At 68.0% G+C, this 25,841-nt stretch carries 26 protein-coding genes; 13 read left to right on the forward strand and 13 right to left on the reverse strand.

Going from position 1 to position 25,841, the window contains the following annotated elements; translation table 11 throughout:
* Nucleotides 1-35: 35 nt before the first annotated feature.
* The 7 genes from AC0KUR_RS29495 to AC0KUR_RS29525 all read left to right on the forward strand — a co-directional run bounded on the left by AC0KUR_RS29495 (nucleotide 36) and on the right by AC0KUR_RS29525 (nucleotide 6,172).
* Nucleotides 36-317, forward strand: a complete 282-nt coding sequence (locus tag AC0KUR_RS29495) for a DUF333 domain-containing protein (protein WP_034190835.1) — start codon at nucleotides 36-38, stop codon at nucleotides 315-317.
* 160 nt (nucleotides 318-477) lie between these two features.
* Nucleotides 478-798, forward strand: coding sequence for a quaternary ammonium compound efflux SMR transporter SugE (sugE, locus tag AC0KUR_RS29500; RefSeq protein ID WP_034190777.1), 321 nt, complete (start codon nucleotides 478-480; stop codon nucleotides 796-798).
* 240 nt (nucleotides 799-1,038) lie between these two features.
* Complete coding sequence (locus AC0KUR_RS29505; protein ID WP_034190778.1) at nucleotides 1,039-1,656, forward strand: DUF4126 domain-containing protein; 618 nt, start codon at nucleotides 1,039-1,041, stop codon at nucleotides 1,654-1,656.
* Nucleotides 1,657-1,763: 107 nt separating this feature from the next.
* Complete coding sequence (locus AC0KUR_RS29510; protein ID WP_473376770.1) at nucleotides 1,764-4,268, forward strand: ABC transporter permease; 2,505 nt, start codon at nucleotides 1,764-1,766, stop codon at nucleotides 4,266-4,268.
* A 43-nt stretch (nucleotides 4,269-4,311) separates the two neighbouring features.
* A complete protein-coding gene (locus AC0KUR_RS29515) occupies nucleotides 4,312-4,722 on the forward strand; it encodes a group II truncated hemoglobin (protein WP_034190779.1) in 411 nt (136 codons plus the stop codon).
* A gap of 104 nt (nucleotides 4,723-4,826) precedes the next feature.
* Nucleotides 4,827-5,558 (forward strand): alanyl-tRNA editing protein, encoded by a 732-nt coding sequence (locus tag AC0KUR_RS29520; RefSeq protein ID WP_473376761.1) that lies wholly within the window; start codon nucleotides 4,827-4,829, stop codon nucleotides 5,556-5,558.
* Nucleotides 5,555-6,172: a DUF924 family protein gene (locus AC0KUR_RS29525; protein ID WP_473376762.1), complete on the forward strand. Its 618-nt coding sequence runs from the start codon at nucleotides 5,555-5,557 to the stop codon at nucleotides 6,170-6,172. Before AC0KUR_RS29520 ends, AC0KUR_RS29525 begins: the two co-directional genes overlap by 4 nt.
* 158 nt (nucleotides 6,173-6,330) lie before the next feature.
* On the opposite strand, the gene AC0KUR_RS29530 is transcribed toward AC0KUR_RS29525, so the two are convergent.
* From AC0KUR_RS29530 to AC0KUR_RS29580, 11 genes are all read right to left on the reverse strand, one after another.
* Entirely contained in the window at nucleotides 6,331-8,223 is a 1,893-nt protein-coding gene (locus AC0KUR_RS29530; protein ID WP_034190782.1) for an ArnT family glycosyltransferase, read from the reverse strand.
* Between the two features lie 229 nt (nucleotides 8,224-8,452).
* On the reverse strand, nucleotides 8,453-9,214 hold the full coding sequence (locus AC0KUR_RS29535; RefSeq protein WP_034190783.1) for an SDR family oxidoreductase: 762 nt from the start codon (nucleotides 9,212-9,214) through the stop codon (nucleotides 8,453-8,455).
* Nucleotides 9,215-9,236: 22 nt separating this feature from the next.
* Nucleotides 9,237-9,818, reverse strand: a complete 582-nt coding sequence (locus AC0KUR_RS29540) for an LOG family protein (RefSeq protein ID WP_049031317.1) — start codon at nucleotides 9,816-9,818, stop codon at nucleotides 9,237-9,239.
* On the reverse strand, nucleotides 9,815-10,573 hold the full coding sequence (locus AC0KUR_RS29545) for a TetR/AcrR family transcriptional regulator (protein WP_034190785.1): 759 nt from the start codon (nucleotides 10,571-10,573) through the stop codon (nucleotides 9,815-9,817). The genes AC0KUR_RS29540 and AC0KUR_RS29545 overlap by 4 nt, the downstream gene beginning before the upstream one ends.
* 206 nt (nucleotides 10,574-10,779) lie before the next feature.
* Nucleotides 10,780-11,316 carry a diacylglycerol kinase gene (locus tag AC0KUR_RS29550; protein WP_069705560.1) on the reverse strand — a complete coding sequence of 179 codons (537 nt, stop codon included), beginning with the start codon at nucleotides 11,314-11,316 and terminating at the stop codon, nucleotides 10,780-10,782.
* A complete protein-coding gene (locus AC0KUR_RS29555; protein ID WP_034190787.1) occupies nucleotides 11,313-12,347 on the reverse strand; it encodes a glycosyltransferase family 4 protein in 1,035 nt (344 codons plus the stop codon). Before AC0KUR_RS29555 ends, AC0KUR_RS29550 begins: the two co-directional genes overlap by 4 nt.
* A 29-nt stretch (nucleotides 12,348-12,376) precedes the next feature.
* Nucleotides 12,377-13,315 carry a UDP-2,3-diacylglucosamine diphosphatase gene (locus tag AC0KUR_RS29560; protein WP_473376763.1) on the reverse strand — a complete coding sequence of 313 codons (939 nt, stop codon included), beginning with the start codon at nucleotides 13,313-13,315 and terminating at the stop codon, nucleotides 12,377-12,379.
* A 223-nt stretch (nucleotides 13,316-13,538) separates the two neighbouring features.
* Nucleotides 13,539-14,045, reverse strand: a complete 507-nt coding sequence (locus tag AC0KUR_RS29565) for an RDD family protein (RefSeq protein WP_034190789.1) — start codon at nucleotides 14,043-14,045, stop codon at nucleotides 13,539-13,541.
* 6 nt (nucleotides 14,046-14,051) lie between these two features.
* Nucleotides 14,052-14,813: a DUF3106 domain-containing protein gene (locus AC0KUR_RS29570; RefSeq protein WP_473376764.1), complete on the reverse strand. Its 762-nt coding sequence runs from the start codon at nucleotides 14,811-14,813 to the stop codon at nucleotides 14,052-14,054.
* A 26-nt stretch (nucleotides 14,814-14,839) separates the two neighbouring features.
* Nucleotides 14,840-15,265 carry a DUF3619 family protein gene (locus AC0KUR_RS29575; RefSeq protein WP_059558108.1) on the reverse strand — a complete coding sequence of 142 codons (426 nt, stop codon included), beginning with the start codon at nucleotides 15,263-15,265 and terminating at the stop codon, nucleotides 14,840-14,842.
* Nucleotides 15,262-15,825 (reverse strand): RNA polymerase sigma factor, encoded by a 564-nt coding sequence (locus AC0KUR_RS29580; protein ID WP_034190792.1) that lies wholly within the window; start codon nucleotides 15,823-15,825, stop codon nucleotides 15,262-15,264. The genes AC0KUR_RS29575 and AC0KUR_RS29580 overlap by 4 nt, the downstream gene beginning before the upstream one ends.
* A 355-nt stretch (nucleotides 15,826-16,180) precedes the next feature.
* Between AC0KUR_RS29580 and AC0KUR_RS29585 the strand changes: the two genes are divergently transcribed.
* The 6 genes from AC0KUR_RS29585 to AC0KUR_RS29610 all read left to right on the forward strand — a co-directional run bounded on the left by AC0KUR_RS29585 (nucleotide 16,181) and on the right by AC0KUR_RS29610 (nucleotide 23,185).
* Complete coding sequence (locus AC0KUR_RS29585) at nucleotides 16,181-17,944, forward strand: acetolactate synthase 3 catalytic subunit (RefSeq protein ID WP_034190793.1); 1,764 nt, start codon at nucleotides 16,181-16,183, stop codon at nucleotides 17,942-17,944.
* Nucleotides 17,945-18,055: 111 nt separating this feature from the next.
* Nucleotides 18,056-18,547, forward strand: a complete 492-nt coding sequence (gene ilvN / locus AC0KUR_RS29590; RefSeq protein WP_006750445.1) for an acetolactate synthase small subunit — start codon at nucleotides 18,056-18,058, stop codon at nucleotides 18,545-18,547.
* 104 nt (nucleotides 18,548-18,651) lie between these two features.
* Nucleotides 18,652-19,668, forward strand: a complete 1,017-nt coding sequence (ilvC, locus tag AC0KUR_RS29595) for a ketol-acid reductoisomerase (protein ID WP_034190794.1) — start codon at nucleotides 18,652-18,654, stop codon at nucleotides 19,666-19,668.
* 127 nt (nucleotides 19,669-19,795) lie between these two features.
* A complete protein-coding gene (locus AC0KUR_RS29600; RefSeq protein ID WP_031401923.1) occupies nucleotides 19,796-20,440 on the forward strand; it encodes a phosphatidylserine decarboxylase in 645 nt (214 codons plus the stop codon).
* A 15-nt stretch (nucleotides 20,441-20,455) separates the two neighbouring features.
* Nucleotides 20,456-21,328: a CDP-diacylglycerol--serine O-phosphatidyltransferase gene (gene pssA / locus AC0KUR_RS29605; protein ID WP_034190795.1), complete on the forward strand. Its 873-nt coding sequence runs from the start codon at nucleotides 20,456-20,458 to the stop codon at nucleotides 21,326-21,328.
* 312 nt (nucleotides 21,329-21,640) lie between these two features.
* Nucleotides 21,641-23,185 (forward strand): 2-isopropylmalate synthase, encoded by a 1,545-nt coding sequence (locus tag AC0KUR_RS29610; protein ID WP_034190796.1) that lies wholly within the window; start codon nucleotides 21,641-21,643, stop codon nucleotides 23,183-23,185.
* Nucleotides 23,186-23,257: 72 nt separating this feature from the next.
* Here the strand turns inward: AC0KUR_RS29610 and AC0KUR_RS29615 are convergent, their stop codons facing one another.
* Both AC0KUR_RS29615 and AC0KUR_RS29620 read right to left on the reverse strand, forming a co-directional pair.
* Nucleotides 23,258-24,808: a SulP family inorganic anion transporter gene (locus AC0KUR_RS29615; RefSeq protein ID WP_034190797.1), complete on the reverse strand. Its 1,551-nt coding sequence runs from the start codon at nucleotides 24,806-24,808 to the stop codon at nucleotides 23,258-23,260.
* 39 nt (nucleotides 24,809-24,847) lie between these two features.
* Nucleotides 24,848-25,489, reverse strand: a complete 642-nt coding sequence (locus AC0KUR_RS29620) for a carbonic anhydrase (RefSeq protein WP_034190798.1) — start codon at nucleotides 25,487-25,489, stop codon at nucleotides 24,848-24,850.
* Nucleotides 25,490-25,841 lie beyond the last annotated feature (352 nt).

A 25,841-nucleotide genomic window follows, 5' to 3' on the forward strand; every position in this document is an offset into this window, starting at 1 on the left:
CTGACCGTTCCGCGAACGAAAACGAGGAGCGTGCAATGTCCGTCCGTCTGGTCGTCATCTGTGCGCTGGCGCTTGCTGCGCCCGGCGCGTTCGCCCAGCCGCTGCCGCCCGGGCAGCAGCCGCCCGCCCAGGCGGCGCTGGCCAACCCCGCGTCGGTCAACTGCGAGAAGCTCGGCGGCCGCCACGTGGTCCGCAGCCTGCCGCGCGGGCAGGTCGGGATGTGCATGTTCAAGGATGGCCGCGTGTGCGAGGAGTGGGCGCTGTACCGCGACGACCGCTGCGTCGGCGGCGGCGCGCCCAAGCGCGTGTCGAACTGACCGAACTGGCCGGGCCCGGCCGATCGCGCCCCGGATCGGCCGTTGGGCTGCCCCGCCGCGGCGGTCCGTAAGCAACTTGTTATACTCGGCGCCGCCCGGGGACGACCCCGGGTCATTCGCTTCAACGGGGACGGCCCCATCCGATACGGAGTACGTCGAGATGGCGTGGGTATGGTTGTTGATTGCCGGTTTGCTGGAAGTGGCCTGGGCGGCCGGCCTGAAATCGTCGGACGGCTTCACGAAGCTTGGTCCGTCGGTGTTCACGATCGTGACGGCGCTGGCCAGCTTCGGGCTGCTCGCGGTCGCGATGCGCCAGTTGCCGCTCGGCACCGCGTACGCGGTGTGGACGGGCATCGGCGCGGTCGGCGCGTTCGTGTTCGGCATCGTGATGATGGGCGAGGCGCTGACCGCCGCGCGCGTCGCGAGCGCCGCGCTGATCGTCGCGGGGCTGGTCGGCCTCAAGCTGTCGTCGGCCGCCTGACGCCGGCGTCAGGGCGTCGATACCGCGGCACCGGCATCCGGCCGCGCGTGTGCCCGGCATGTCGCGCTGCGGAATTGCGCCGGTCACCCGGATAGCCTGTCTATAATGGAACGCATTCGGGCCTGAATACCGTCGTGCCTCTCGCGGCACGCGGTGCCGGTCGCCACGCGCCGCGCGGCCGGCCTGTCCGACCCGATCCGGTCAATCGGCAAATCGCACGGAAAGTGCAAGGAGAGGGCGATGATCGAAGCCATTTCGCTCGGCGCGGGGCTCGCGTGGGCGAGCGGGCTGCGCCTGTACCTGACGGTGCTGATCGCCGGCGTGCTCGCGCGGGTCGGCTGGCTCCATCTGCCCGATACGCTGGCCGTCCTGATGTCGCCGTGGGTCATCGGCGCGGCGGCCGTGCTCACCCTCACCGAATTCCTGGCCGACAAGATCCCCGCATTCGACTCGCTGTGGGATGCCGTGCATACCTTCATCCGCATTCCCGCCGGTGCCGTCCTGGCCGCCGGCGCGCTCGGCCATGCCGATCCGACCGTGCTCGCGGTCGCGGGGCTCGCCGGCGGCTCGCTGGCCGGCGCCGCGCACGTCGCGAAGGCCGGCACGCGTGCGCTGATCAACCTGTCCCCCGAGCCGATTTCGAACTGGGTCGCGTCGTCGACCGAGGACGGCCTCGTCGTCGGCGGGCTCGTGCTCGCGTTCTTCGTTCCGCTCGCGTTCCTCGTGCTGCTCGCCGCGTTCATCGCGGCGTCGGCGTGGGCGCTGCCGCGTCTGTGGCGCGGCGTGTCGGGCGGCTTCCGCGGGATGGCGAACCACATGGTGTCGCGGCTCAACTCGATCGGGGGCAAGCGCGATTGAACGAGCGGCGACACGCGGCGCAGCCGCCGGCCGGGCAGCCCGGCCATGACGGGCCCGCGCAGGCAGGCCGCTTCGGCCTGCACGACCTGATCCGCCAGGCCGCCCGGATGACCGCGCGCGACTGGCGCGCGGGCGAGTTGACGTTGCTCGTCCTCGCGCTGGTGCTGGCGGTCGCGGCGCTGACGAGCGTCGGTTTTCTGGCCGACCGGCTGCGCCAGGGGCTCGAGCGCGATGCACGCCAGATGCTCGGCGCCGATTTCGTCGTGCGCGCCGATCGTCCCGTCGATCCGTCGTTCGACCGGCAGGCCCGGGCGCTCGGCCTGCGCACCGCGACGACCGCCATCTTCCCGAGCATGATCGCGTCCGCCGCGGGCGGCCAGGCAGCCGATGCCGCGCCGTCGCGCCTCGCGGCCGTGAAGGCCGTGTCGCCCGGGTATCCGCTGCGCGGCGCCGTGGACATCGTGCCGGCCGGCGCGACCGCCGCGCAGAAGGCGGCCGCGATTCCCGCGCCCGGCACCGTGTGGGCCGATCCCGCGTTGCTCGACGCGTTGCACCTGAAGGCGGGCGACACCGTGCGCGTCGGTCTGCGAACGTTCACGGTCGCCGCGTCGATTTCCCGCGAACTCGATCGCGGTTTTTCGTTCGTCAATTTTTCGCCGCGGCTGATGATGCGCGCGGACGACCTCGCCGCGACGGGGCTGACGGGCTACGGCAGTCGCGTCACCTACCGGCTGCTGGTCGCCGGCGACGCACCGGCCGTCGCGCGTTTCGAAGCCTACGCGCACGCGCGCGTCGATGGCGGGAAACTGCGCGGCGTCGGGCTCGAGTCGTTGCAGCAGGGGCAGCCGCAGGTGCGGCAGACGCTGGACCGCGCGCGCCATTTCCTGACGCTCGTCGCGCTGCTGACCGCGCTGCTCGCGGCGGTCGCGATCGCGATGGCCGCCCAGCGCTACATGCGGCGCCATCTCGACGGTTGCGCGACGATGCGCTGCCTCGGCGTGAGCCGCCGCACGCTCGGCGCGCTGTTCGCGCTCGAATTCGCCGGGGTCGGCATCGTCTCGGGCGCCGCGGGCGCGGTGCTCGGCTACGGCGGCCACTGGGCGTTGCTGGCCGCGCTCGGCGGCCTGATCGACGTCGCGCTGCCGCCGCCGACGCTGTGGCCGGCGCTGATCGGCATGGGCGCGGCGCTCGTGCTGCTGCTCGGCTTCGCGCTGCCGCCGCTCGTGCCGCTCACGCGCGTGCCGCCGGTGCGCGTGCTGCGCCGCGAGTGGGGCGACGCGTCGCGCACCGCGTGGGCCGCGTATGCGATCGGCGTCGTGCTGTTCGCGGGGCTGCTGATCGTGGCGGCCGGCAACCTGAAGCTCGGCCTGATCGTCGCGGGCGGCTTCGCCGGCGCGCTGGTCGGTTTCGCACTGATCGCGCGGCTCGTGCTGTTCGCGGCGGCACGTGCGGTACGCAACGCGCGCGTGGCCGCCGGCGTCGGCTGGCGCTACGCGCTGGCGTCGCTGCACCGGCGCGGCACGGCGAGCGCGCTGCAGATCACCGCGCTCGCGCTCGGCCTGATGTGCCTGCTGCTGATCGCGATCACGCGCAACGATCTCGTCGCGGGCTGGCGGCAGTCGACGCCGCCCGATGCGCCGAACCAGTTCCTGATCGATATCCAGCCCGACCAGCGCGACGACGTCGCGGCCTATCTGGCCGCGCACGGCGTGCGCGACGCGGTGCCCGCGCCGATGGTGCGCGGCCGCCTCGTCGCGATCAACGGCAAGCCGGTGAATCCGGACGCGTATCCGTCCGACGAGGCGCGCCGGCTCGTCGACCGCGAGTTCAACCTGTCGTATACGACCGAACTGCCGTCCGACAACCGGATCGTCGAGGGCGACTGGTTCGGCACCGCGGCGACGCCGCAGATCTCGATCGAGGCCGGCCTCGCGAAGACGCTGAACGTGAAGCCGGGCGACACGCTGCGTTTCGACGTGACGGGGCTGACGGTCGACGCGCCGGTCACGAGCGTGCGCAAGCTCGACTGGGGTTCGTTCCGCGTGAACTTCTTCGTGCTGATGCCGCCGCCGGTGCTGAAGGATTTCCCGGCCGTCTACCTGACGAGCTTCCATTTGCCCGCATCGAACGCCGCGCTGCTCGATCCGCTGATCGCGCGCTATCCGAACCTGACCGCGATCGACGTCGCGCCGATCCTCGCGCAGTTGCAGCGGATGATGCTGCAGGTGGTCGGCGCGGTGCAGTTCCTGTTCGCGTTCACGCTCGCGGCCGGCGTGCTCGTGCTGTACACGGCGCTTGCCGGCTCGCGCGACGAGCGCGTGCGCGAGGCCGCGCTGCTGCGCGCGCTCGGCGCGTCGCGCGCGCAGGTCAATGCGGTACAGCGCGCGGAATTCGTCGTGGTCGGCGCGCTGGCCGGCGTGCTGGCTTCGGCGGGCGCGATCGCGGTTGGCTGGGTGCTCGCGTCGCGCGTGTTCGACTTCCAGCTCGCCGTCGATCCGTGGCTCGTGCCGGCCGGCATCGCGGCCGGTGTCGCCTGCGCCGGTGCGGCCGGCTGGCTGAGCCTGCATAATGTGTTGCGGCGCCCCGCGCTGCAGTCGCTGCGCGACGCATGAGCGTTGCCGGCGGCCCCGAAGATCCCGTTTTCCGACTATCCGTATGACCGATGTGAATGACGATGCGCCGTCGCAGCCGACGGCGTTCGAACTCGTGGGCGGCGAAGCCCGCGTGCGCGAAATGGTGGACCGCTTCTACGACCTGATGGACCTCGAGCCGGAGTTCGCGCAGATTCGCGCGCTGCATCCGCAGTCGCTCGACGGCTCGCGCGACAAGCTGTTCTGGTTCCTGTGCGGCTGGCTCGGCGGCCCCGACCACTACATCAGCCGGTTCGGCCATCCGCGGTTGCGCGCGCGGCACCTGCCGTTCCCGATCGCGTCGGTCGAGCGCGACCAGTGGCTGCGCTGCATGGCGTGGGCGATGGAGGATGTCGGGCTGGCCGAGCCGCTGCGCGAGCGGCTGATGCATTCGTTCTACGACACGGCCGACTGGATGCGCAACCGGCCCGGTTGATCGACCGGTACGCCGCTGCCCGTGCGCCGGACGATCTGCGTCTGGGCGCGCGGAAGGCATCGCGCGACACTGGCCGTTTCCCCCACCGATACGAGGCTCGCCCGATGACGACACAAGCGCTGTTTCGCGAAGACGCGTACCTCACGCAATGCGACGCGGTCGTCCGGGCCGTCGGCGACGACGGCATCCGGCTCGACCGCACGGTGTTCTATCCGCTCGGCGGCGGCCAGGCCGGCGACACCGGCACGCTGACGCTGCCCGACGGCGGCACGATCGTGATCGCCGACACGCGCAAGGCGAAGTTCGACGGCGCGACGCCCGACGACGCCGTCCACGTGCCGGCGCCGGGGCAGGAGGCCCGCGTCGCGGCGCTCGCGCCCGGCACGCGCGTGATCGCGGAGATCGACTGGCTGCGCCGCTACCGGCACATGCGTTTGCACACGGCCGCGCACCTGATGTGCGCGGTGCTGCCGTACGCGGTCGATGGCTGCAGCGTGACGGCCGACTACGTGCGGCTCGATTTCGCGACGTCCGATGCGATCGACCGCGACGACGTCGAACGGCGTCTCGCGGCGCTGGTCGGCGGCGCGCATACGGTCACGACCGAATGGATCACCGACGACGAGATGGCCGAGCGGCCCGAACTCGTGCGCACGATGAGCGTGAAGCCGCCGATGGGCCTCGGCCGCGTGCGGCTGCTGCGGATCGAGCAAGTCGACCTGCAGCCGTGCGGCGGCACGCATGTGCGCAACACGTCCGAAATCGGCGCGCTGCGGGTCGCGAAACTGGAAAAGAAGAGCGCGCGTACACGGCGCCTCGTCCTGGCGTTTGCATGACGATCGATACCGGCCACGCCGGCGCGGCAGCGCTGGATCCGCAAGCACGGGAGATTCTGGATTTCTGGTTCGGCGAGCCGGGCTCGGCCGAATTCGGGCGGCAACGCAAGGTGTGGTTCAACGGCGGCGCCGCCTTCGACGATCTGCTGCGCGCACGCTATGGCGCGTTGCTCGACGCCGCATGCGACGGCGCCTGCGATCACTGGGCCGGCTCGCCGTCGGGTGCGCTGGCGTTGATCGTCGTGCTGGACCAGTTCTCGCGCAACATCCATCGCGGCACGCCGCGCGCGTTTGCCGCCGATCCGAAGGCGCTCGCGATCGCCCGCCGTGTCGTCGCGACCGGCTGGGACGCACGGCTGCCGAGCGGGCATCATCGTGCGTTCGCGTACCTGCCGCTCGAGCACGACGAGTCGGTCGAGAGCCAGCGCGAAGCCGTGCGCCTGTGCGCGGGCATTCGCGACGAGGCCGGGTGCGAGCGTTATCACCGCTTCGCCGTGCTGCACGCGGCGGTCGTCGAGCGCTTCGGCCGTTTCCCGCACCGGAACGCGATCCTCGGCCGCGCGTCGACCGACGAGGAAACGGCGTTCCTGCGCGAGCCCGGTTCGTCGTTCTGAAGATCCAGGCCGTGGTGTAAAGGGGAGTGCGAGCCCGCGGCTTGATGCGGGTGCGTCAAGGATGGATATCGCGCAGAGGTTGCGCGCCGGCCGACCGGGCGGGCGCGACCGGCGCGAAAGATGAAGGCGGGCAGGGCGGCGCACCGCCCCGCCCCGTGTTACTGCAGGTGCTGTTCGGGCGTCCGCACGTACACGCGCAGCAGTTCCTCGTTGTCGCCCGGGCGGGCGCCGGTCCAGAACAGTTGCCATTCGCTGCCGGGTGCCGGATCGACGGCACGCACGCCCTGGACGATCATCCATGTGCAGCGCGTCGACTTCGCGTCGTCGATCGGCGTGTGCTGGATGCCGGAGAAGTAGTACAGCATCGGCGCTTCCGATTCGCCGAGCCCGTGCAGGCTCGCCATGCAGTCGCCGTCGTTCCATTCGAGCGCGAGATGCGCGTTCAGGTCGTCGAACACCGAGCGGTAGCTCTTCGCGACGTCGAGCCACGGCAGCAGCAGCGTATAGACGAGGCCCCACGCGACGAGCGCGCCGGCGCCCCACGACAGCGCGCCGCGCCACAGGCCCGTCGAGCGCAGCTTCGGCAACAGTGTCAGCCAGCCGATGGTCAGCGCGAGCGCACCGATCACGAGCGCGGGCCGGATCGGCATCGTCCAGTCGAGCGGCAGCCAGCGGCCGAGCAGCGCGAGATCGGCGCGCGACGCGGCCGGATCGGCCATTACGGCCCAGATCGCCCACGCGAGCGCGACGGTCGTGCCGAACAGCACGCGGCTGAAATAATCCCACGCGAGATGCAACCGGCGCGGCAGGCGGTCGATCGCCTGCGCGGCAACCAGCGCGAGCGGCGCGAAGAACGGCAGGATGTAGAGCTGGCGCGACGTCGCGGATATTTGCAGCACCACGAGCCCGATACCGGCGAACAGCACCGGCAGCGCGACGCGCGGCGTGCGCCAGTCGCGCCATGCGCCGCGCGCGACGGCGACGATCGCGAGCGGCGCGACCGGGAAGCCGACGAGCAGGAACGCACGCAGGATGAAGAACGGCTTGTCGTTTTCCGCGCCGAGTTCGGGGACGGAGAAACCGAAGAACCGGCCGACGTTGTTGTCCCAGAACCACGTCATGAACAGCGTTTCGGAGCGCAGGAACAGCGCGGTCGGCCAGATCAGCGCGAACGGCGCGAACACGAGCGCGGCGACACCGAGCGCGCGCGCGAACGAGCGGGTGCGGCAGGCCGGGTAGAGCACCAGCGTGCAGACGAGCGTGGCCGCGAACACGAGCGGCACGAACAGCCCCTTCGTCATCAGCGCGATGCCGACGCCCGCGCCGAAGAGCGGCGCGGCCCAGCGGCCCGACGGCCGGACCGGCAGCCCGTGCCGCATCTGCTGCGCGCGCGCGACGTGCTGCATCACGAGTTCGAGCAGCCCGCAGAAGCCCATCGCCGTGCCGGCGAACAGCGCGACGTCCGTCATCATGTCGTGCAGGTGCTTGATGACGACGAGCGTGCTCGCGCTCAGCACGACGGGGCCGATCACGCGCAGGTCGAACCAGCTGTCCGCGCGGCTGGCGACGCGCGCCGCACGTGCGATGAAGCCGAACGCGAGCGTGGCGAACAGCGCGCTGGCGAGTCGCGCCGCATCGTGCAGCGGCATCACGCGCTGCAGCAGCCAGGCGAGGCTCGTCGCGACCCATGCGTAAAGCGGCGGCTTTTCCATGAACGGCAGGCCGGCATTGGTCGGCACGACGAAGTCGCCGGTCTCGAGCATGTGCTGGATGATGCCGAACGTATAGGTTTCGTCCTGTTTCCACGGATCGTGGCCGAGCACGCCCGGCAGCGTGTACGCGCAGACCAGCACGACGACGAGCAGCCAGGCCCGCCAGCCGAGCAGGGCCGCGCGGTCGCGCGCGGTGCGGGTTGCGGTGGTCGACGCCACGACGGGCGTGCCGGCGGCGTCGAGCGTCGCGGTGGCGTCGGTGTCGGCTGTCGAGCGGGCGTGCTGAGCCGGCGCGGGCACAGACGTGCGTCGCCGGCTGGGCGCTGCGGTTCCAGGCATGGAAAAGATCTCGGGTCGAGTCGAGCCGGTCCGCTACTTGGGCGGGACCGATAAGGGCCACATCAGGGTGGCGGAGACTTGGCGTAGACGACGCCTGTCTGATTGCCCGCTAGTAGAGCACGGAACTGTTACGAATGTTTACTGAAACCGTCACGAAATTGTGGAGATTTGTGGTGTCGTGACGACAGGGCATGCCTGGCGGCGCTTCGGGGGCGCCGGGCGGGCGAGATTACCGGCCGCCGCCGACGTCGAGCAGGGCGCCCGTCGTGTACGACGCCGCGTCGCCGAGCAGCCAGACGATCGCTTCGGCGATCTCCGGTGCCTCGCCCGCGCGGCCGAGCGGCGTTTGCGCGCCGAGGCGCGCTGCCCGGCCGGGCTGGCCGCCGCTGGCGTGAATGTCGGTCTCGATCAGGCCGGGGCGCACCGCGTTGACGCGCACGCCGTGCGGGCCGAGTTCCTTCGCCAGACCGATCGTCAACGAGTCGACCGCGCCTTTCGACCCCGCATAATCGACGTATTCGTTCGGCGAACCGAGCCGCGATGCGATCGACGACACGTTGACGATCGCGCCGCCGCGGCCGCCCCGGTCGGTGGACAGCCGGCGCGCGGCTTCGCGCGCGCACAGATACGCGCCGAGCACGTTGGTATCGAACATCCGCCGCAGCCGGTCGGCCGTCATGTCGGCGAGCGGCATCGACGGCGCGACGATGCCCGCGTTGTTGACGAGCGCGTCGAGCCGTCCGAACGCGGCCGTCACGGTGTCGAACATCGCGATGACGTCCGCCTCGTTCGCGACATCGCCCGCGACGATGCACGCGCGGCCGCCCGCGTCGCGGACAGCCTGCGCGGTGAGCTCGGCCGCCGCCGCGTCGCGCGCGTAGTTGATGCCGACGTCCCAGCCGCGTTCGGCCGCGAGCACGGCGGTCGCGCGGCCGATGCCCCGGCTCGCGCCGGTGATGAGGACGGCCTTGCGATCGGACGGTGCGGCCATGGCGTGCGGTTTCCGGTGACGGTTACTTCGCTGCGTCGGGCGCCCACTTGTCGCGGGCGGGCGGCTGGTAGCGGCGCAGCCGCTCGATCAGTTCGACGGGTTCGGATTCGACGCACAGCGCGTCGAAATAGGCCGGACGCATGAAGCCTTCGTCGACCGTATGGCGCAACAGCGCGATCAACGGATCGTAGAACGAATCGATGTTGTAGACCGCGACGGGCTTGCGGTGATAGCCGAGCTGCGCCCACGTGTAGACCTCGAAGAGCTCTTCGAGCGTCCCGGCGCCGCCGGGCATCGCGACGAACGCGTCGGAGAGGTCGGCCATCATTTTCTTGCGGTGATGCATGTCGGGCACGACGTGCAGTTCCGATAGCCCCGTGTGACCGACTTCCTTGTCGACGAGCAGCTCGGGGATCACGCCGACCGCGTGGCCGCCGGCTGCCATCACCTCGTCGGCGATCACGCCCATCAGGCCGACGCGGCCGCCGCCGTAGACGAGCGTGAGGCCCGCCTCGACGAGCGCGCGGCCGAACGCGCGCGCGGCGTCGGCATAGACGGGCCGCACGCCGGGCGACGAGCCGCAATAAACGCAGACTGCCTTCATTGCTTGGAATCCTTGGCGGAGGCCTGCCCGAGGGTGACGGGGCTGTCGGCCGGGCGCGGCGAGCCGTCGCGCGGCGGCAGGTAGTCGGTGAACTGGCGCTTGGGCAGCTTGCCCGAGACCAGATCGTCGAACAACTGGCGCGAACGGCCGCGCAGGTACGGCGCCATCACGGAGATCACGTGCATGCTGACCTGGTGCAGTTCTTCGCGAATCGCGTCCTGGTCGTTGTATTTGCGCGGATGCATCACGTACTGATACGACAGCCAGTAGGTCGAGATCACGGCCATGTTGGTCGCGATGACTTCGATCTCGGCGGGCGTCGCGACCATTTCGGCGTCGGACACGAGCAGCTCGCACATCTCGCGCGCGAAGCGCACCTTGTGGCTGATGATCTGCTTGAAGTGCGTCTCGAGCGTGCGGTTGCGGGCGAGCAGGTCGTTGAGGTCGCGGTACAGGAACCGGTAGGTCCACATGAAATCGGCCATGTACTGCAGGTACGACCAGGTTTCGTCGATCGTCGGACGATGATCTTCGGGGAAGCGCAGCCGCCGTTCGATCTGCTGCTCGAACTGCGCGAAGATGCTGTTGATGATGTCGTCCTTGTTGCGGAAATGGTAGTACAGGTTGCCTGGACTGATTTCCATTTCCTCGGCGATCGTCGTGGTCGTGACGTTCGGCTCGCCGATCTCGTTGAAGAGTTTCAACGACAACTCGAGAATCCGTTCGCGGGTGCGGCGGGGAGGTTTCGCTTCCATGTCGTCCGGCCCTGTGTGTGCCGGACTGGCGGGCGCTGCAATCGATGCTGCGTGATTCGTCCGGCGCGGGTTGCTGTTCTATGTCTAGCGGACGATTATAAACCGGGGTTTCGCCACATCGGGGGCATTTCGTGATCGCGCCCCCGCGCGGCGCATGGTGCAGCGCCGCACGCGGGCGGCCCGCGGCGCGCGCGCCCGGTCCCCGTCTAGAAGCCGAGCCAGCGTGCGACGACGGGGCCGAGTACGAAGCCCCACGTCGTCACGCACGCGAACAGCGCGACCGTCACGGCCGCGCTGCCGAGATCCTTCGCACGCTTGGAGAGTTCGTGACGCTCGAGCGAGATGCGGTCGATCGCGGCCTCGACGCTCGAGTTCAGCAGCTCGACGATCAGCACGAGCAGCACCGAGCCGATCAGCAGCGCGCGCGACGCGGCCGGCACCGGCGCGAATGCGCCGATCGGGAGCATCAGCGCGGCGAGCGTGAGTTCCTGGCGAAACGCGCTCTCCTCGCGGATCGCGACGCGAAAGCCGTTCAGCGAATGCTTGAGGGCATACCACGCGCGCGTGATGCCGCGGTGGCGCTTGTACGGGTTCGGCGGCAGCGGCGACAATGGGTCGTCGGGGCCGAGCGGCTCGTGCGCGTGCACGTCCGCTTCGGCATGCGGCTCGTCCTCGTCGAACGGACGGTGCCGTTGCGGCGTGGAGGCGGGAGGCGGGATCTTGTCGTTCAGGTCTCGTTTCAAACGGCGGCACCTTCGGCTGGCGAGTACGCGGTCTTCGGCAGCGGCTTCAGATGCGACGCGAACTGCTCGGATGCCGCGCGCCACGAGAAGCGTTCGGCCCACGCGCGCGCGGTCGTGCGTTCGATCTTCAGCGCTTCGAGGCAGGCTTCCTGCAGGTCCTCGTGCATCGCGCCCGCGTCGCCTTCGCCGAGCACGTCGATCGGGCCCGTGACGGGATACGCGGCCACCGGCGTGCCGCAGGCGAGCGCCTCGAGGAGCACGAGGCCGAACGTGTCGGTGCGACTCGGGAACACGAACACGTCGGCCGCAGCATACACCTTTGCAAGCTCGGCCTGTGACAGCACGCCGAGATAGTTCGCCTCCGGATAGCGCGACTTCAGTTCCGCGAGCGCGGGGCCTTCGCCCGCGACCCACTTCGAGCCGGGCAGGTCGAGGCGCAGGAACGCCTCGACGTTCTTTTCGATCGCGACGCGGCCGACGTACAGGAAGATCGGCCGCGCGGTGTTGAGCACCTTCGACTCCATCGGGCGGAAGATCTCGAGGTCGACGCCGCGGGTCCACAGCACGACGTTCGTGAAGCCGAATTTCTCGAGGTCCTGCTTGACGACCGGCGTCGGCGCCATCACCGCGAGCGACGGGCCGTGGAACCAGTGCAGGAAGCGGTAGGTCGCGGCCAGCGGGATGCCGAAACGCGCCTGCACGTATTCCGGAAAGCGCGTGTGGTACGCGGTCGTGTACGGCAGCTTGCGCGCGCGCGCATAACGCCGTGCGGCGAGGCCGAGCGGGCCTTCGGTCGCGATGTGCAGCGCGTCGGGCGCGAACGCATCGATCCGCGCGCGCAGCTTGCGGTACGGCAGGATCGACAGGCGGATCTCGGGGTAGGTCGGGCAGGGCACCGTGCGGAATTCCAGCGGCGTCAGCAGTTCGACGCGGTGGCCGAGCGCGGTGAGCTCGCGCGACGTGCTTTTCAGCGTGCGCACGACACCGTTGACCTGCGGTTCCCACGCGTCGGTGACGATCATGATCTTCATCGCGGCTTTGTCCTGTAAGTAGGGTTGTGTCAGGCAGTGGCCTTGGCCTTGCGCGACGTGATCTCCGACGGTGCGGAGCGCATCACCGTCCAGTAGACGATCTTCAGTTCGCCTTCCATCGTTTCGACGAGCGCGGACAGGCTTTCGACCCAGTCGCCGTCGTTGCAGTACAGCACGCCGTCGATGTCGCGGATCTCCGCCTTGTGGATGTGGCCGCATACCACGCCGTCGCAGCCGCGGCGGCGCGCCTCGTCGGTCATCACGGTCTCGAACTGCGAAATGAAGTTGACCGCGTTCTTGACCTGGTGCTTCAGGTACTGCGACAGCGACCAGTACTGGAAGCCGAGCCGGCTGCGGATCCGGTTGAACCAGCGGTTCAGCACGAGGATCAGCGTGTACAGCGTGTCGCCGAGATACGCGAGCCATTTCGCGTGCTGGATCACGCCGTCGAACAGGTCGCCGTGCACGATCCACAAACGTTTGCCCGCAATCGTCGTGTGGAAGGCCTCGCCGCGCACCTGGATGTCGCCGAACGCGAGATCGCAGAACTGCCGAGCGCCCTCGTCGTGATTGCCGGGGATGTAGACGACCTGCGTGCCCTTGCGCGCCTTGCGCAGGATCTTCTGCACGACGTCGTTGTGCGCCTGCGGCCAGTACCAGCCTTTCTTCAACTGCCAGCCGTCGATGATGTCGCCGACGAGATACAGGTATTCCGAATCGTTGTGGCGCAGGAAGTCGAGCAGGTACGGCGCCTGGCAGCCGCTCGAGCCGAGGTGGATGTCGGACAGCCAGATGGTGCGGTAGCGATGGGCGGACGGGTCGGGATCGTCGTGCCGCGCGGGATGCGTGACAGGCGGTTCTTGCGACGCCAGGTCATCGGTTGCAGCCGAGCCGGACAGGAAGGCGGTGGCGGCGCGGGCGCCGATAGGGTGACGGAACAGGGAGGTCGCGGACGTTTTCTGGCCCATGCATGACTCGCGCCGGTTGACATTACCGGCATTCCGCCATGCGGGCGTGACTGTGCCGTGACAGTCACGAGACGTTCTTATTACGACCGCTGCCGGGTGTTTAGCAGTGAATCACGGCCCTTGCGTGACCTGCCGCACGGAACGGCCGGCGGTTGTCCGGCAGCGCCGTCTGGCGGATGACGGAAGGCGGGACGAGCGGTTTTCGTCTGAGGAGTGCGGCGCGTCAGCGCGGTATCGCGACGACGCGGGTGCGCGCGATCCGGTCGTGCGGAAATTGGCGGCCGGCATGCAGCCGGGCCGCGCCGGCCCAGATGACGATCCACGCGGCCGTGAGCGCGAGCGTGACGGGCACCGACAGGCCGAGGAGCGGATGCAGCGCGAGCGGAGGCAGGAACCACAGCCAGCCGAGCGCATAGCGGACGAGCGCGTGGCCGGCGCTCAGCGGCCGGCCGTTCGACGATTCGAGGCGCAGCCGCCAGGTCTTCATCGGCAGCGTCTGGCCGCCGTGGGTCCAGAACCAGACGAAGTACGCGCCGACGACGAGCGCGATCCACGCGGCGAGGAGGTTGTGATGGACGAGGCCGTTGCGTTGCTGCGTCGCGAGGCCGAATGCGAGCCCGGCGAAGAACACGACACCGAACAGCAGCACGCCTTCGTAGAGTAGCGCGGCGAGGCGCCGCCGCACGGAGGGCGCGGCGGCCGGGATCTCGGGGGCGCGGGCGTCTGCCACGGCCGCTCAGGAGCCCTTGAACAGCGACGGTGCGTCGGCGGGCGACACCGGCGCCACGGCGGCCGGCGCGGACGCGGTGCCGGCCGTCGACGACGCGGGCACCGGCTGCGCGGCGGCGCCGCCCGAGGCAGGCGCCGGTGCGGCTGCGGCGCCGCTTGCCGGATGTTCGTGCGAATTGACGAGGCGGCGGACGTCACGGTCGGCGACGGTCGGCGGTGCGCTGACGACGCTCGGCCTGCGGCGGCGCTCGGCGGCCGCGAGACGTTCCTTCTGCTCCTCGGGGAGTTGCTGGTAGGCCTTCCACGCGCGCTCGCGCGCCTGCGCGGACAGCTCTTTCGCGCTCTGGTAGTTTTCGCGCGCGACGCGGCGCTGCTCGGGCGTCATCTTGGCCCATTCGGCCATCCGGTCCTGCAGGCGCTTCTGGTCATCGGGCGACAACTTCGCGAAACGCGACGCGATCTTCAGCCATTTTCGCTTGCGGGCGTCGCTGAAGCCATCCCACTGATCGGCGAACGGCGCGAGTGCCGCGTGCTGCGCCGACGTGAGGCGCGCCCACGACAGCGGGCCGGTGGCGGCCGGCAGCGGCAGGGGCAGCGGCGGGAGTTCGGTGGCCAGCCCGGTCGCGGCCGAGGCAGGCGCGGCGGGGCTGACGGCCGCGACGGTGGTCGTCGCGGGGGCCGGGTGAAATCGGGAATAGGTGGCGACGTAGGAAACGGCGATCGCGATCACGCATCCGAAAAATACGGCCAGGCCGCGCTTCTGACTCACCCGTGCGATCCCCTCGTTATTGTCTGTTAGTGAGCGCGCGAAAGATACGCGTTGAACCCGTGATCGAGATACGCGTTGAGCGGCAGATCGTCGCTGAGCATCGCCGCGTCGATGTCGGCGAGTTCGGCGGTGCGCTGCATGTCTTCCCAGTAGGCGATGCCGACGAGCCCCGCGAGCAGCAGCGCAAGCGGCCACGCGCGCAGCAGGCGGCGCGCGAACGACGCTTTCGGGCGGTTCACGGGCGCCGGTCCGTAGGCGCCGGCCGCGCCGGCGAAGGCCGGCACGAACACCGGCGCGGTCGCGGCTTCGGGCTTCTTGCGCGCGAGCGCGGCCCGGCGGGCGACGGCCAGACGATCGGTGGTCGCGGCAGGCAGCGCGGCCGCACGCTCGTCAAGCGCGCGGCGCACCTTCAGCGCGAATTCGTGTTCTCGGTTTGCGGGAGCGGAGCTCATAGCGTGATTCCTTTGGCCTTGAGCGCTTGCGCCAGGGTATGGGTGGCCCGCGAGCAGTGCGTCTTCACGCTGCCCTCGGAGCACCCCATTGCGGCGGCAGTCTCGGCGACATCCATATCTTCCCAATAACGCATCAGGAACGCTTCCCGTTGACGCGCCGGAAGCTTCTGGATTTCTTCGTCGATCAGGGCCAGAACCTGCTCTCTTTCGAGGCGGTGCTCGCTGCTCTCGACGCCCGCGTTGTCGTCCGCGGATTCGAGTGTTTCGAGCGGGTCGAAGTCTTCGTCGTCGGTATTGTTCAGCGACGAGAAGAGCGTGACCCACGTGTTGCGGACCTTCTGCCGGCGAAACCAGTCGTGGACCGTATTCTGCAGGATCCGCTGAAAAAGCAGCGGCAATTCGGCCGCCGGCCGGTCGCCGTACTTTTCCGCAAGCTTGATCATCGCGTCCTGCACGATGTCGAGCGACGCATCGTCGTCACGCACGGCGTACGCAGCCTGCTTGAACGCGCGCCTTTCGACGCCCGCCAGAAAGTCGGCGAGTTCCTTGTCTGATGCCATTCCGTGAAGGTATGCGCTGCGGGCCGCTGCGTGGTGTAAAAGGTCGAAAAATTTCGTAAAACCCGCGGATGCTATCAAATTTTCGTGCCGCTTGGCACCGGGTCGGGCGCCGCACGTTGCGCGCGAGCCGCGGCGGCGGGGCGCCGGGCGGCGCGCATGATGCGGTGCGGGATATTTTGCTTGACGACCCAACCACGACCCGCTATCGTCAACGATTCGCAACATGAAGTGATGGTCTCATTTGAGGCTGGCCCAAGAAGCCCGCCCTTCAAACTGGACGCGCCGCTTGAACCCGAGCCACAAGCCCGGCAGAGAGCACCCGATCAATTTTTTGCCGAAAATTCGAAAGGTCAAAATGAACATGCCCAGCGCGGAATTCTCCACGTCGGAACCCCTTTCCCCTCCCGATAGCGACTCCATCGGCGGCACCGTGCTGATGAAGGCACTCGCCGACGAAAACGTCGAATTCATCTGGGGCTATCCCGGCGGCTCGGTTCTCTATATCTACGACGAGCTGTACAAGCAGGACAAGATTCAGCACGTGCTGGTGCGCCACGAACAGGCGGCCGTGCACGCAGCCGATGCGTATGCGCGTTCCACCGGCAATGTCGGCGTCTGCCTCGTGACGTCGGGCCCCGGTGTCACCAACGCGGTGACCGGCATCGCAACGGCCTACATGGATTCGATCCCGATGGTCGTGATCAGCGGCCAGGTGCCGACTGCCGCGATCGGCCAGGACGCTTTCCAGGAGTGCGACACCGTCGGCATCACGCGTCCGTGCGTGAAGCACAACTTCCTCGTGAAGGACGTGCGCGACCTCGCGGAAACCGTCAAGAAGGCGTTCTACATCGCCCGCACCGGCCGTCCGGGCCCGGTGCTGATCGACATCCCGAAGGACATCTCGAAGACGCCGTGCCAGTACGAGCCCGTCAAGAGCGTGTCGCTGCGTTCGTACAACCCCGTCACGAAGGGCCATTCGGGCCAGATCCGCAAGGCCGTGTCGCTGCTGCTGACGGCGAAGCGTCCTTACATCTACACGGGTGGCGGCATCATCCTCGCCGACGCGTCGCGTGAACTGAACCAGTTCGCGGACCTGCTCGGCTACCCGGTCACGAACACGCTGATGGGCCTCGGCGGCTATCGCGCGTCGGACAAGAAATTCCTCGGCATGCTCGGCATGCACGGCACCTACGAAGCGAACATGGCGATGCAGCACTGCGACGTGCTGATCGCGATCGGTGCCCGCTTCGACGACCGCGTGATCGGCGACCCGGCGCACTTCGCGTCGCGTCCGCGCAAGATCATCCACATCGACATCGACCCGTCGTCGATCTCGAAGCGCGTGAAGGTCGACATCCCGATCGTCGGCGACGTGAAGGAAGTGCTGAAGGAACTGATCGAGCAGCTGCAGACGGCCGAGCACGGCCCCGACACCGAGGCGCTCGCGCAATGGTGGAAGGACATCGAGGGCTGGCGCGCGAAGGACTGCCTGAAGTACGACCGCGAAAGCGAGATCATCAAGCCGCAGTACGTGGTGGAGAAGGCGTGGGAGCTGACGGACGGCAATGCGTTCGTGTGCTCGGACGTCGGCCAGCACCAGATGTGGGCCGCGCAGTTCTACCGTTTCAACAAGCCGCGTCGCTGGATCAACTCCGGCGGCCTCGGCACGATGGGCTTCGGCCTGCCGGCGGCGATGGGCGTCAAGATGGCGCACCCGGACGACGACGTGCTGTGCATCACGGGCGAAGGCTCGATCCAGATGTGCATCCAGGAGTTGTCGACCTGCCTGCAGTACGACACGCCCGTGAAGATCATTTCGCTGAACAACCGCTACCTCGGCATGGTCCGCCAGTGGCAGCAGATCGAATACAGCAAGCGCTATTCGCATTCGTACATGGATGCGCTGCCCGATTTCGTGAAGCTCGCCGAAGCGTACGGCCATGTCGGCTTGCGGATCGAAAAGACCTCGGATGTGGAGCCGGCGCTGAAGGAAGCGCTGCGCCTGAAGGACCGCACCGTGTTTCTCGACTTCCAGACCGATCCGACCGAAAACGTCTGGCCGATGGTACAGGCCGGCAAGGGCATCACCGAGATGCTGCTCGGATCGGAAGATCTGTAACGGCGCGACGCGCGCCTGGCCCGGGGCGGCCGCCTTCACGAAGGGCGGTGCGGCACGCGGCGGCGCGCGGCGCGAGTGAATCGACACGGACACATTCTGGAAGAAGCGAACATGAGACACATCATTTCCGTCCTGCTGGAGAACGAACCGGGCGCGCTGTCGCGCGTGGTCGGTCTGTTTTCCGCACGCGGCTACAACATCGAAACCTTGACGGTGGCGCCGACCGAAGACCAATCGCTGTCGCGGCTCACCATCGTTTCCATTGGCTCCGACGACGTGATCGAACAGATCACGAAGCATCTAAACCGCCTGATCGAGGTGGTGAAAGTGGTGGACCTGACCGACGGTGCACACATCGAACGCGAGCTGATGCTGATCAAGGTACGTGCAGTGGGCAAGGAGCGCGAAGAAATGAAGCGGATGTCGGATATTTTCCGCGGCCGCATCATCGACGTGACCGAGAAGACCTACACGATCGAATTGACGGGCGCGAGCGACAAGCTCGACGCATTCATCCAGGGGCTGGACGCGAGCGCGATCCTAGAGACCGTGCGCACCGGCAGCTCCGGCATCGGACGCGGCGAGCGCATCCTGAAGGTGTGATGCCGAATTTGCCAGACAGGCACGCCGGGTGCGCCGTCATGTCCCGGCCCGCAGTACTCCATCCGAACGAATTGTTGAATTTTTGAATTAGCGAAGGAACCATCATGAACGTTTTCTACGACAAAGACGCCGACCTCTCCCTCATCAAGGGCAAGCAAGTCACGATCATCGGCTACGGCTCGCAAGGCCATGCGCACGCGCTGAACCTGAAGGAAAGCGGCGTGAACGTGACGGTCGGCCTGCGCAAGGACGGCGCGTCGTGGAGCAAGGCCGAAAACGCCGGCCTGTCGGTCAAGGAAGTCGCGGAAGCGGTGAAGGGCGCGGACGTCGTCATGATGCTGCTGCCGGACGAGCAGATCGCCGACGTGTACGCGAAGGAAGTGCACGCGAACATCAAGCAAGGCGCGGCGCTGGCATTCGCGCACGGCTTCAACGTCCACTACGGCCAGGTGATCCCGCGCGCCGATCTCGACGTGATCATGATCGCGCCGAAGGCACCGGGCCACACCGTGCGCGGCACGTACTCGCAAGGCGGCGGCGTGCCGCACCTGATCGCGGTTGCGCAGAACAAGTCGGGCGCGGCACGCGACATCGCGCTGTCGTACGCGGCGGCGAACGGCGGCGGCCGTGCCGGCATCATCGAGACGAACTTCCGTGAAGAGACCGAAACCGACCTGTTCGGCGAGCAGGCCGTGCTGTGCGGCGGTACCGTCGAGCTGATCAAGGCGGGCTTCGAGACGCTGGTCGAAGCAGGCTACGCGCCGGAAATGGCGTACTTCGAGTGCCTGCACGAACTGAAGCTGATCGTCGACCTGATCTACGAAGGCGGCATCGCGAACATGAACTACTCGATCTCGAACAACGCCGAGTACGGCGAGTACGTGACGGGCCCGCGCGTCGTCACGGAAGAGACGAAGAAGGCGATGAAGCAGTGCCTGACCGACATCCAGACCGGCGAGTACGCGAAGAGCTTCATTCTCGAGAACAAGGCAGGCGCCCCGACGCTGCAGTCGCGCCGTCGCCTGACGGCCGAGCACCAGATCGAACAGGTCGGTGCGAAGCTGCGTGCGATGATGCCGTGGATCGCGAAGAACAAGCTCGTCGACCAGACGAAGAACTAAGCTCCGCGAGCTGTTCCGGCCCTTCGAGTGGAGGGTCGGTTTCAAAAAGCCGTCCGAAGGCAGCAGTGCCCCGGGCGGCTTTTGCTATCCTACGGGCTTTGCAATTCACCGAACACAGAACGAATCCATGAACTATCCTCATCCGATCATCGCGCGCGAAGGCTGGCCGTTCATCGCGATTGCTGCCGTCATCGCGCTGTTGATCCACGCCGTCGGGGGCTTCGGCTTCGCGTGGCCGTTCTGGCTGCTGCTCGTCTTCGTCGTCCAGTTCTTCCGCGATCCGCAGCGCCCGATCCCCGCGCAGCCGAACGCGGTGCTGTGCCCGGCAGACGGCCGCATCGTCGCGGTCGAGACCGCACAAGACCCGTACGCGAACCGTGAAGCGCTGAAGATCAGCGTGTTCATGAACGTATTCAATGTCCATTCGCAGCGTTCGCCGGTCGACGGCGCGATCACCAAGGTCGAGTACTTCCCGGGCGCGTTCCTGAACGCGGCGATCGACAAGGCCTCGACCGAGAACGAGCGCAATGCGGTCGTGATCCAGACGGCGAGCGGCAAGACCGTCACCGCCGTGCAGATCGCGGGCCTCGTCGCCCGCCGGATTCTCTGTTACGTGCGTGCCGGCGAGCCGCTGTCGCGCGGGCAGCGCTACGGTTTCATCCGCTTCGGCTCGCGCGTCGACGTGTACCTGCCGCTCGGCAGCCGCGCGAAGGTGTCGATCGGCGAGAAGGTCTACGCGTCGTCGACGATCCTCGCCGAGCTCGAGCAGTAAGCGGCGGGGCGCACGATGGCCGCATTCAAACCGCGTCGGCCGCGTAACGGCTCCGGCCAGACGCCACGACCGTTCCGCCGCAACAAGGGGATGGCGCCCGATCCGGCGCCGCTCGAGAGCCGTCGCGCCGCGCGCCAGCGGTTCCTGAAGACGCGCGGCATCTACCTGCTGCCGAACGCATTCACGACCGCCGCGCTGTTCTGCGGCTTTTTCGCGGTCGTGCAGGCGATGAACGTGCGCTTCGAAATTGCCGCGATCGCGATTTTCGTCGCGATGGTGCTCGACGGGATGGACGGGCGCGTCGCGCGCATGACGCACACGCAGAGCGCGTTCGGCGAGCAGTTCGACAGCCTGTCGGACATGGTGTCGTTCGGCGTCGCGCCCGCGCTCGTGATGTACGAGTGGGTGCTGAAGGATCTCGGCCGCTGGGGCTGGCTGGCCGCGTTCGTCTACTGCTCGGGTGCCGCGCTGCGCCTCGCGCGCTTCAACACGAACATCGGCGTGGTCGACAAGCGCTTCTTCCAGGGGCTGCCGAGCCCGGCCGCCGCCGCGCTGATCGCGGGCTTCGTGTGGCTCGCGACCGACAACCGCGTGCCGATGAAGCTCGGCTGGCTGCCGTGGGTCGCGTTCGTGCTGACGATCTACGCCGGCGTGACGATGGTGTCGAACGCGCCGTTCTACAGCGGCAAGGCGCTCGACGTGCGGCACCGCGTGCCGTTCGCGGCGATCCTGCTGGTCGTCGTCGCGTTCGTGCTCGTGTCGTCCGATCCGCCGCTGATGCTGTTCTGCCTGTTCGTGCTGTACGGGCTGTCCGGCTACGTGTTCTGGGCCTACATGGCCGTCCGCGGGCGCGCGAATCCGGCGCGCTCGTCGCAGCGCGATCACTGACGTGCGATCGACCGGAAACGGCGGCCTCAAGGCCGCCGTTTTCATTTGCCCCTTTTCCGCGCCGGGCGGCCGGAATCCCCGGGCGGCGTCCGATTGCGCGGCCAGCGGAATGCCGCTATAGTCTTCGGCATGACTGCATTTTCCCGCCTCTCCCTCCTTCTAGCCGGTGCGCCGCTACGCGCGCTAGCTTTGGCGCGCCTGCCGCGCTGACCGTTCTCGCCCTCCGTCAAGCCTCGTCTGTTGTTGAGCGTCGCCAGCGGTGGCGCGATCTCATTACGTTTGACTTCCGTATAAAGAGCCCTGGAGCCCCCCATGACAGACAAGCTGATCATTTTCGATACGACGTTGCGTGACGGCGAACAATCGCCCGGCGCGTCGATGACGAAGGAAGAGAAAATCCGCATCGCGAAGAATCTCGAGCGGATGAAGGTCGACGTGATCGAGGCCGGCTTCGCGGCCAGCTCGAACGGCGACTTCGACGCGATCCACACGATCGCCGGTCTGGTGAAGGACAGCACGATCTGCTCGCTGGCGCGGGCCAACGACAAGGACATCCAGCGCGCGGCCGACGCGCTGAAGCCGGCCAACAGCTTCCGGATCCACACGTTCATCGCGACGTCGCCGCTGCACATGGAGAAGAAGCTGCGGATGACGCCCGACCAGGTGTTCGAGCAGGCGCGCCTCGCGGTGCGTTTCGCGCGCAAGTTCACTGACAACGTCGAGTTCTCGCCGGAAGACGGCAGCCGCTCCGACATGGATTTCCTGTGCCGCGTGCTGGAAGCCGTGATCGCCGAAGGCGCGACGACGATCAACATCGCCGACACGGTCGGCTACGGCGTGCCCGAGCTCTACGGCAACCTCGTGAAGACGCTGCGCGAGCGCATTCCGAACTCGGACAAGGCGATCTTCTCGGTGCACTGCCACAACGACCTCGGCATGGCCGTCGCGAACTCGCTCGCCGGCGTGAAGATCGGCGGCGCGCGTCAGGTCGAGTGCACGATCAACGGTCTCGGCGAGCGCGCGGGCAACACGTCGCTCGAAGAAATCGTGATGGCCGTGAAGACGCGCAAGGACTACTTCGGTCTCGACGTCGGCATCGACACGTCGCAGATCGTGCCGACGTCGAAGCTCGTGTCGCAGATCACCGGCTTCGTCGTGCAGCCGAACAAGGCGGTGGTCGGCGCGAACGCGTTCGCGCACGCGTCGGGCATTCACCAGGATGGCGTGCTGAAGGCGCGCGACACCTACGAGATCATGCGCGCGGAAGACGTGGGCTGGACCGCGAACAAGATCGTGCTCGGCAAGCTGTCGGGCCGTAACGCGTTCAAGCAGCGCCTGCAGGAGCTCGGCGTGTCGCTCGACAGCGAAGCCGAACTGAATGCCGCATTCATGCGCTTCAAGGACCTGGCCGACCGCAAGGCCGAGATCTTCGACGAGGACATCATCGCGATCGTCTCCGAGGAGTCGGCACTCGCGCACGAGCAGGAGCACTACAAGTTCGTGTCGCTGGCGCAGCGCTCGGAAACCGGCGAGCAGCCGCAGGCGAAGGTCGTGTTCGCGGTCGAAGGCCGGGAAGTGACGGGCGAGGCACGCGGCAACGGCCCGGTCGACGCAACGTTCAATGCGATCGAGGGTGAAGTCGGCAGCGGTTCCGAGCTGCTGCTGTACTCGGTGAACGCGATCACGACCGGCACGCAGGCGCAGGGCGAAGTGACCGTCCGGCTGTCGAAGAGCGGGCGGATCGTCAACGGCGTCGGCACCGATCCGGACATCGTCGCCGCATCGGCGAAGGCGTACATTTCCGCGCTGAACAAGCTGCACTCGAAGGACGACAAGCTCAACCCGCAGCGCGCGTAAGCACCGCGCGCAGCGCGCCACCGAAACGCCCCGCACGGCCGTGTGCCGCCGGGGCGTTTTTTCATCGGCCGCTCATTCGGCCGCGGGGGCGCGGAACAGCCAGCGGCGCGCGGCGGGGCGCGGCGCCGGGCTGCGCCGGCGGAACTCGACCGCGATCCCGCGCCGCGGCGCGTCGGCGACGAACGCGTCGAGCAGTTCGAGCACGTCGTGATCGATGTAGTCGGCGCGCGTCGCGTCGATGATCACGGCCGCGCGATCCGGAATGTGCCGCAGGTGGTGTTTGACCTGCACCTTGCCGAGGAACGACACGTCCTTGCGGAACGACAGCAGGAAGTGGTCGTCGTGCTGCGCGAGCGTGACGGGGCTCTTCAGGTTCGCGACCGCGACGGCGAGCACGCTGCACGCGAGGCCGAGCGCGATGCCGAACAGCAGGTCGACCGCGAGCACGCCGACGATCGTCGCCGCGAACGGCACGAAGGCGGCCGGCCCTTGCTTCATCACCGAACGGAACAGCGCCGGCTTCGCGAGCTTGAAGCCCGTATGGATCAGGATCGCGGCCAGGCTCGCGAGCGGGATCAGGTTGATGAGGCCGGTGAGCGCGAACACGCTCGCGAGCAGCAGCATCCCGTGGACGATGGCCGACATCCGGCTTTGCGCGCCCGCGTTGACGTTCACCGAGCTGCGCACGATCACCGACGTGATCGGCAGTCCGCCGACCGCGCCCGCGACGAGATTGCCGACGCCCTGCGCCTTCAGCTCGCGATCGGGCTGGGTCGGCCGGCGCTTCGGGTCGATCTGCTCGACCGCTTCGAGGCTCAGCAGCGTCTCGAGGCTCGCGACGACCGCGAGCGTGATCGCGACGCGCCACACGTCCGGATTGACGAGCTGCGCGAAGTTCGGGCCGAGCTCCGCGTGCTTGAGCGAGGCCGCGAACGCCGCGAACGATCCGAGCTCGGGCAGCGTCACGCGATGGGCCGCGCCCGGCGCCACGGCCGGCGCGACGAAGCCCAGCACGAGCGTCGCGCCGATCCCGAGCACGACGACCGCGAGCGGCGCGGGCACCGCGCGCACCAGCGCGAAGCGGCGCAGCGCGGGCGTGTCCCAGGCGATCAGCAGCGCGAGCGACGCGAGCGCGATGGCCGTGGCGGCCCATGCGACCGGCAGGTCCGGCCAGTTCGCAAACGATTGCGCGGCCGAGCCGCCGATGCCGAACGCGAACGGCATCTGCTTCACGATCAGCAGCAGGCCGATTGCGGCGAGCATGCCCTTGATGACGGGCGACGGCACGTAGGCGGCGAAGCGGCCGGCGCGCAGCATGCCGAACCCGAACTGCAGCACGCCGGACAGCAGCACCGCGAGCAGGAACGCGGAGAAGCTGCCGAGTTGCGCGATCCCTTCGACGACGATCACGACGAGGCCGGCGGCCGGCCCGCTGACGGACAGCGACGAGCCGCTCAGCAGCGCGACGACGATGCCGCCGACGATGCCGGACACGAGCCCGGCGAACGGCTCGACGCCGGAGGCGTTGGCGATGCCGAGACAGAGCGGCAGCGCGACGAGGAAAACGACGATGCCGGCGACGATGTCGCGCGGCAGGGTGGAGAGGCGCTCGTTCAGTTTCATGGTTGGGGCGTTTTCGTGGGCGTTGGGGCGGGGGATGAATCAGCCGAGCGCGGCGGCGGTCGTGGCCAGCGCGGGTTCGACGTCGACGGGCGGGGCCGCGTAGCCGGAATCGAGCTCCAGCAGGCGACCGTCGGCGAGCGAGAAGATCCAGCCATGCACGAGCGGCGGCCGTTCGCGGCCGCGCACGATCGGCGATGCGCGCAGCAGCCGCACCTGTTCGAGGACGTTCAGTTCGGCGAGGCGGTCGGCGGCGGCCGTGTCGTCGAGGCCGTCGAGCGTGTCGCGATGGCGCCGCGCGAGCGCGCAGAGCGGCGCGATGCGGCGCGCGACGTGCGGCAGGTCGGCCGGCGGCGGCAGCAGCGATGCGCGCACGCCGCCGCAGCCGTAGTGCCCGCACACGATCACGTGGTCGACCTTCAGCACCCGCACCGCGTACTCGAGCACGCTGGCGGAGTTGTCGTCGTCGGGGTGGAACAGGTTCGCGATGTTGCGATGGACGAACAGTTCGCCGGGCGCGCAGTGCGTGATGGTTTCGGCCGGCACGCGGCTGTCGGCGCAGCCGATCCACAGCACGCGCGGGTTCTGGCCGCGCGCGAGCGCGTCGAAGAAACCGGGCGTGTGTTCACGCGTCTCGCGGGCCCAGGCAATGTTGGCAACCAGCATGCTCTTGGGGCGATTCATGAGGACTCCTTTGTAATAAAGGCAAATCAATATCGATCGAAATGACGCAACCCCATTCTTTCTAAATTGAAAGGTTGGATTTCGACTGATATTAGGGGTATGCCCTAGCATTCCGGGGGCATTGAAACAAATTGTTTCAAATTGATTTGGAGCAGTGCATTGCTTGCACCAACCCGACGCACGACAGGCATCGGGCATGACAGTATCCGCGCAGACGACCGCATGACGGGGCGTTCAGCGGATTGCCATCGGGATGTCATCGACCGGAAAAGTTTTCCGTCATATTTCGTGAATTAAATAGCGGATCGGAAAAAACGAAATGGCCATTCACGCAATAATTCGTGAATGGCCA

The organism is Burkholderia sp. YHN3-13, from assembly GCF_055810675.1.

Bases quoted from the DNA above. Each gene is read 5' to 3' on its own strand.
- AC0KUR_RS29600 (WP_031401923.1), top strand. From the start codon at position 19,796: ATGAACTATCCTCATCCGATCATCGCGCGCGAAGGCTGGCCGTTCATC.
- AC0KUR_RS29510 (WP_473376770.1), top strand. From the start codon at position 1,764: ATGACCGCGCGCGACTGGCGCGCGGGCGAGTTGACGTTGCTCGTCCTC.
- AC0KUR_RS29525 (WP_473376762.1), top strand. From the start codon at position 5,555: ATGACGATCGATACCGGCCACGCCGGCGCGGCAGCGCTGGATCCGCAA.
- ilvN (WP_006750445.1), top strand. From the start codon at position 18,056: ATGAGACACATCATTTCCGTCCTGCTGGAGAACGAACCGGGCGCGCTG.
- AC0KUR_RS29545 (WP_034190785.1), bottom strand. From the start codon at position 10,573: ATGGAAGCGAAACCTCCCCGCCGCACCCGCGAACGGATTCTCGAGTTG.
- AC0KUR_RS29620 (WP_034190798.1), bottom strand. From the start codon at position 25,489: ATGAATCGCCCCAAGAGCATGCTGGTTGCCAACATTGCCTGGGCCCGC.
- AC0KUR_RS29575 (WP_059558108.1), bottom strand. From the start codon at position 15,265: ATGAGCTCCGCTCCCGCAAACCGAGAACACGAATTCGCGCTGAAGGTG.
- AC0KUR_RS29560 (WP_473376763.1), bottom strand. From the start codon at position 13,315: ATGGGCCAGAAAACGTCCGCGACCTCCCTGTTCCGTCACCCTATCGGC.
- AC0KUR_RS29535 (WP_034190783.1), bottom strand. From the start codon at position 9,214: ATGGCCGCACCGTCCGATCGCAAGGCCGTCCTCATCACCGGCGCGAGC.
- AC0KUR_RS29555 (WP_034190787.1), bottom strand. From the start codon at position 12,347: ATGAAGATCATGATCGTCACCGACGCGTGGGAACCGCAGGTCAACGGT.
- AC0KUR_RS29495 (WP_034190835.1), top strand. From the start codon at position 36: ATGTCCGTCCGTCTGGTCGTCATCTGTGCGCTGGCGCTTGCTGCGCCC.
- AC0KUR_RS29610 (WP_034190796.1), top strand. From the start codon at position 21,641: ATGACAGACAAGCTGATCATTTTCGATACGACGTTGCGTGACGGCGAA.
- AC0KUR_RS29515 (WP_034190779.1), top strand. From the start codon at position 4,312: ATGACCGATGTGAATGACGATGCGCCGTCGCAGCCGACGGCGTTCGAA.
- AC0KUR_RS29540 (WP_049031317.1), bottom strand. From the start codon at position 9,818: ATGAAGGCAGTCTGCGTTTATTGCGGCTCGTCGCCCGGCGTGCGGCCC.
- AC0KUR_RS29615 (WP_034190797.1), bottom strand. From the start codon at position 24,808: ATGAAACTGAACGAGCGCCTCTCCACCCTGCCGCGCGACATCGTCGCC.
- AC0KUR_RS29580 (WP_034190792.1), bottom strand. From the start codon at position 15,825: ATGGCATCAGACAAGGAACTCGCCGACTTTCTGGCGGGCGTCGAAAGG.
- pssA (WP_034190795.1), top strand. From the start codon at position 20,456: ATGGCCGCATTCAAACCGCGTCGGCCGCGTAACGGCTCCGGCCAGACG.
- AC0KUR_RS29505 (WP_034190778.1), top strand. From the start codon at position 1,039: ATGATCGAAGCCATTTCGCTCGGCGCGGGGCTCGCGTGGGCGAGCGGG.
- AC0KUR_RS29520 (WP_473376761.1), top strand. From the start codon at position 4,827: ATGACGACACAAGCGCTGTTTCGCGAAGACGCGTACCTCACGCAATGC.
- sugE (WP_034190777.1), top strand. From the start codon at position 478: ATGGCGTGGGTATGGTTGTTGATTGCCGGTTTGCTGGAAGTGGCCTGG.
- AC0KUR_RS29530 (WP_034190782.1), bottom strand. From the start codon at position 8,223: ATGCCTGGAACCGCAGCGCCCAGCCGGCGACGCACGTCTGTGCCCGCG.
- ilvC (WP_034190794.1), top strand. From the start codon at position 18,652: ATGAACGTTTTCTACGACAAAGACGCCGACCTCTCCCTCATCAAGGGC.
- AC0KUR_RS29585 (WP_034190793.1), top strand. From the start codon at position 16,181: ATGAACATGCCCAGCGCGGAATTCTCCACGTCGGAACCCCTTTCCCCT.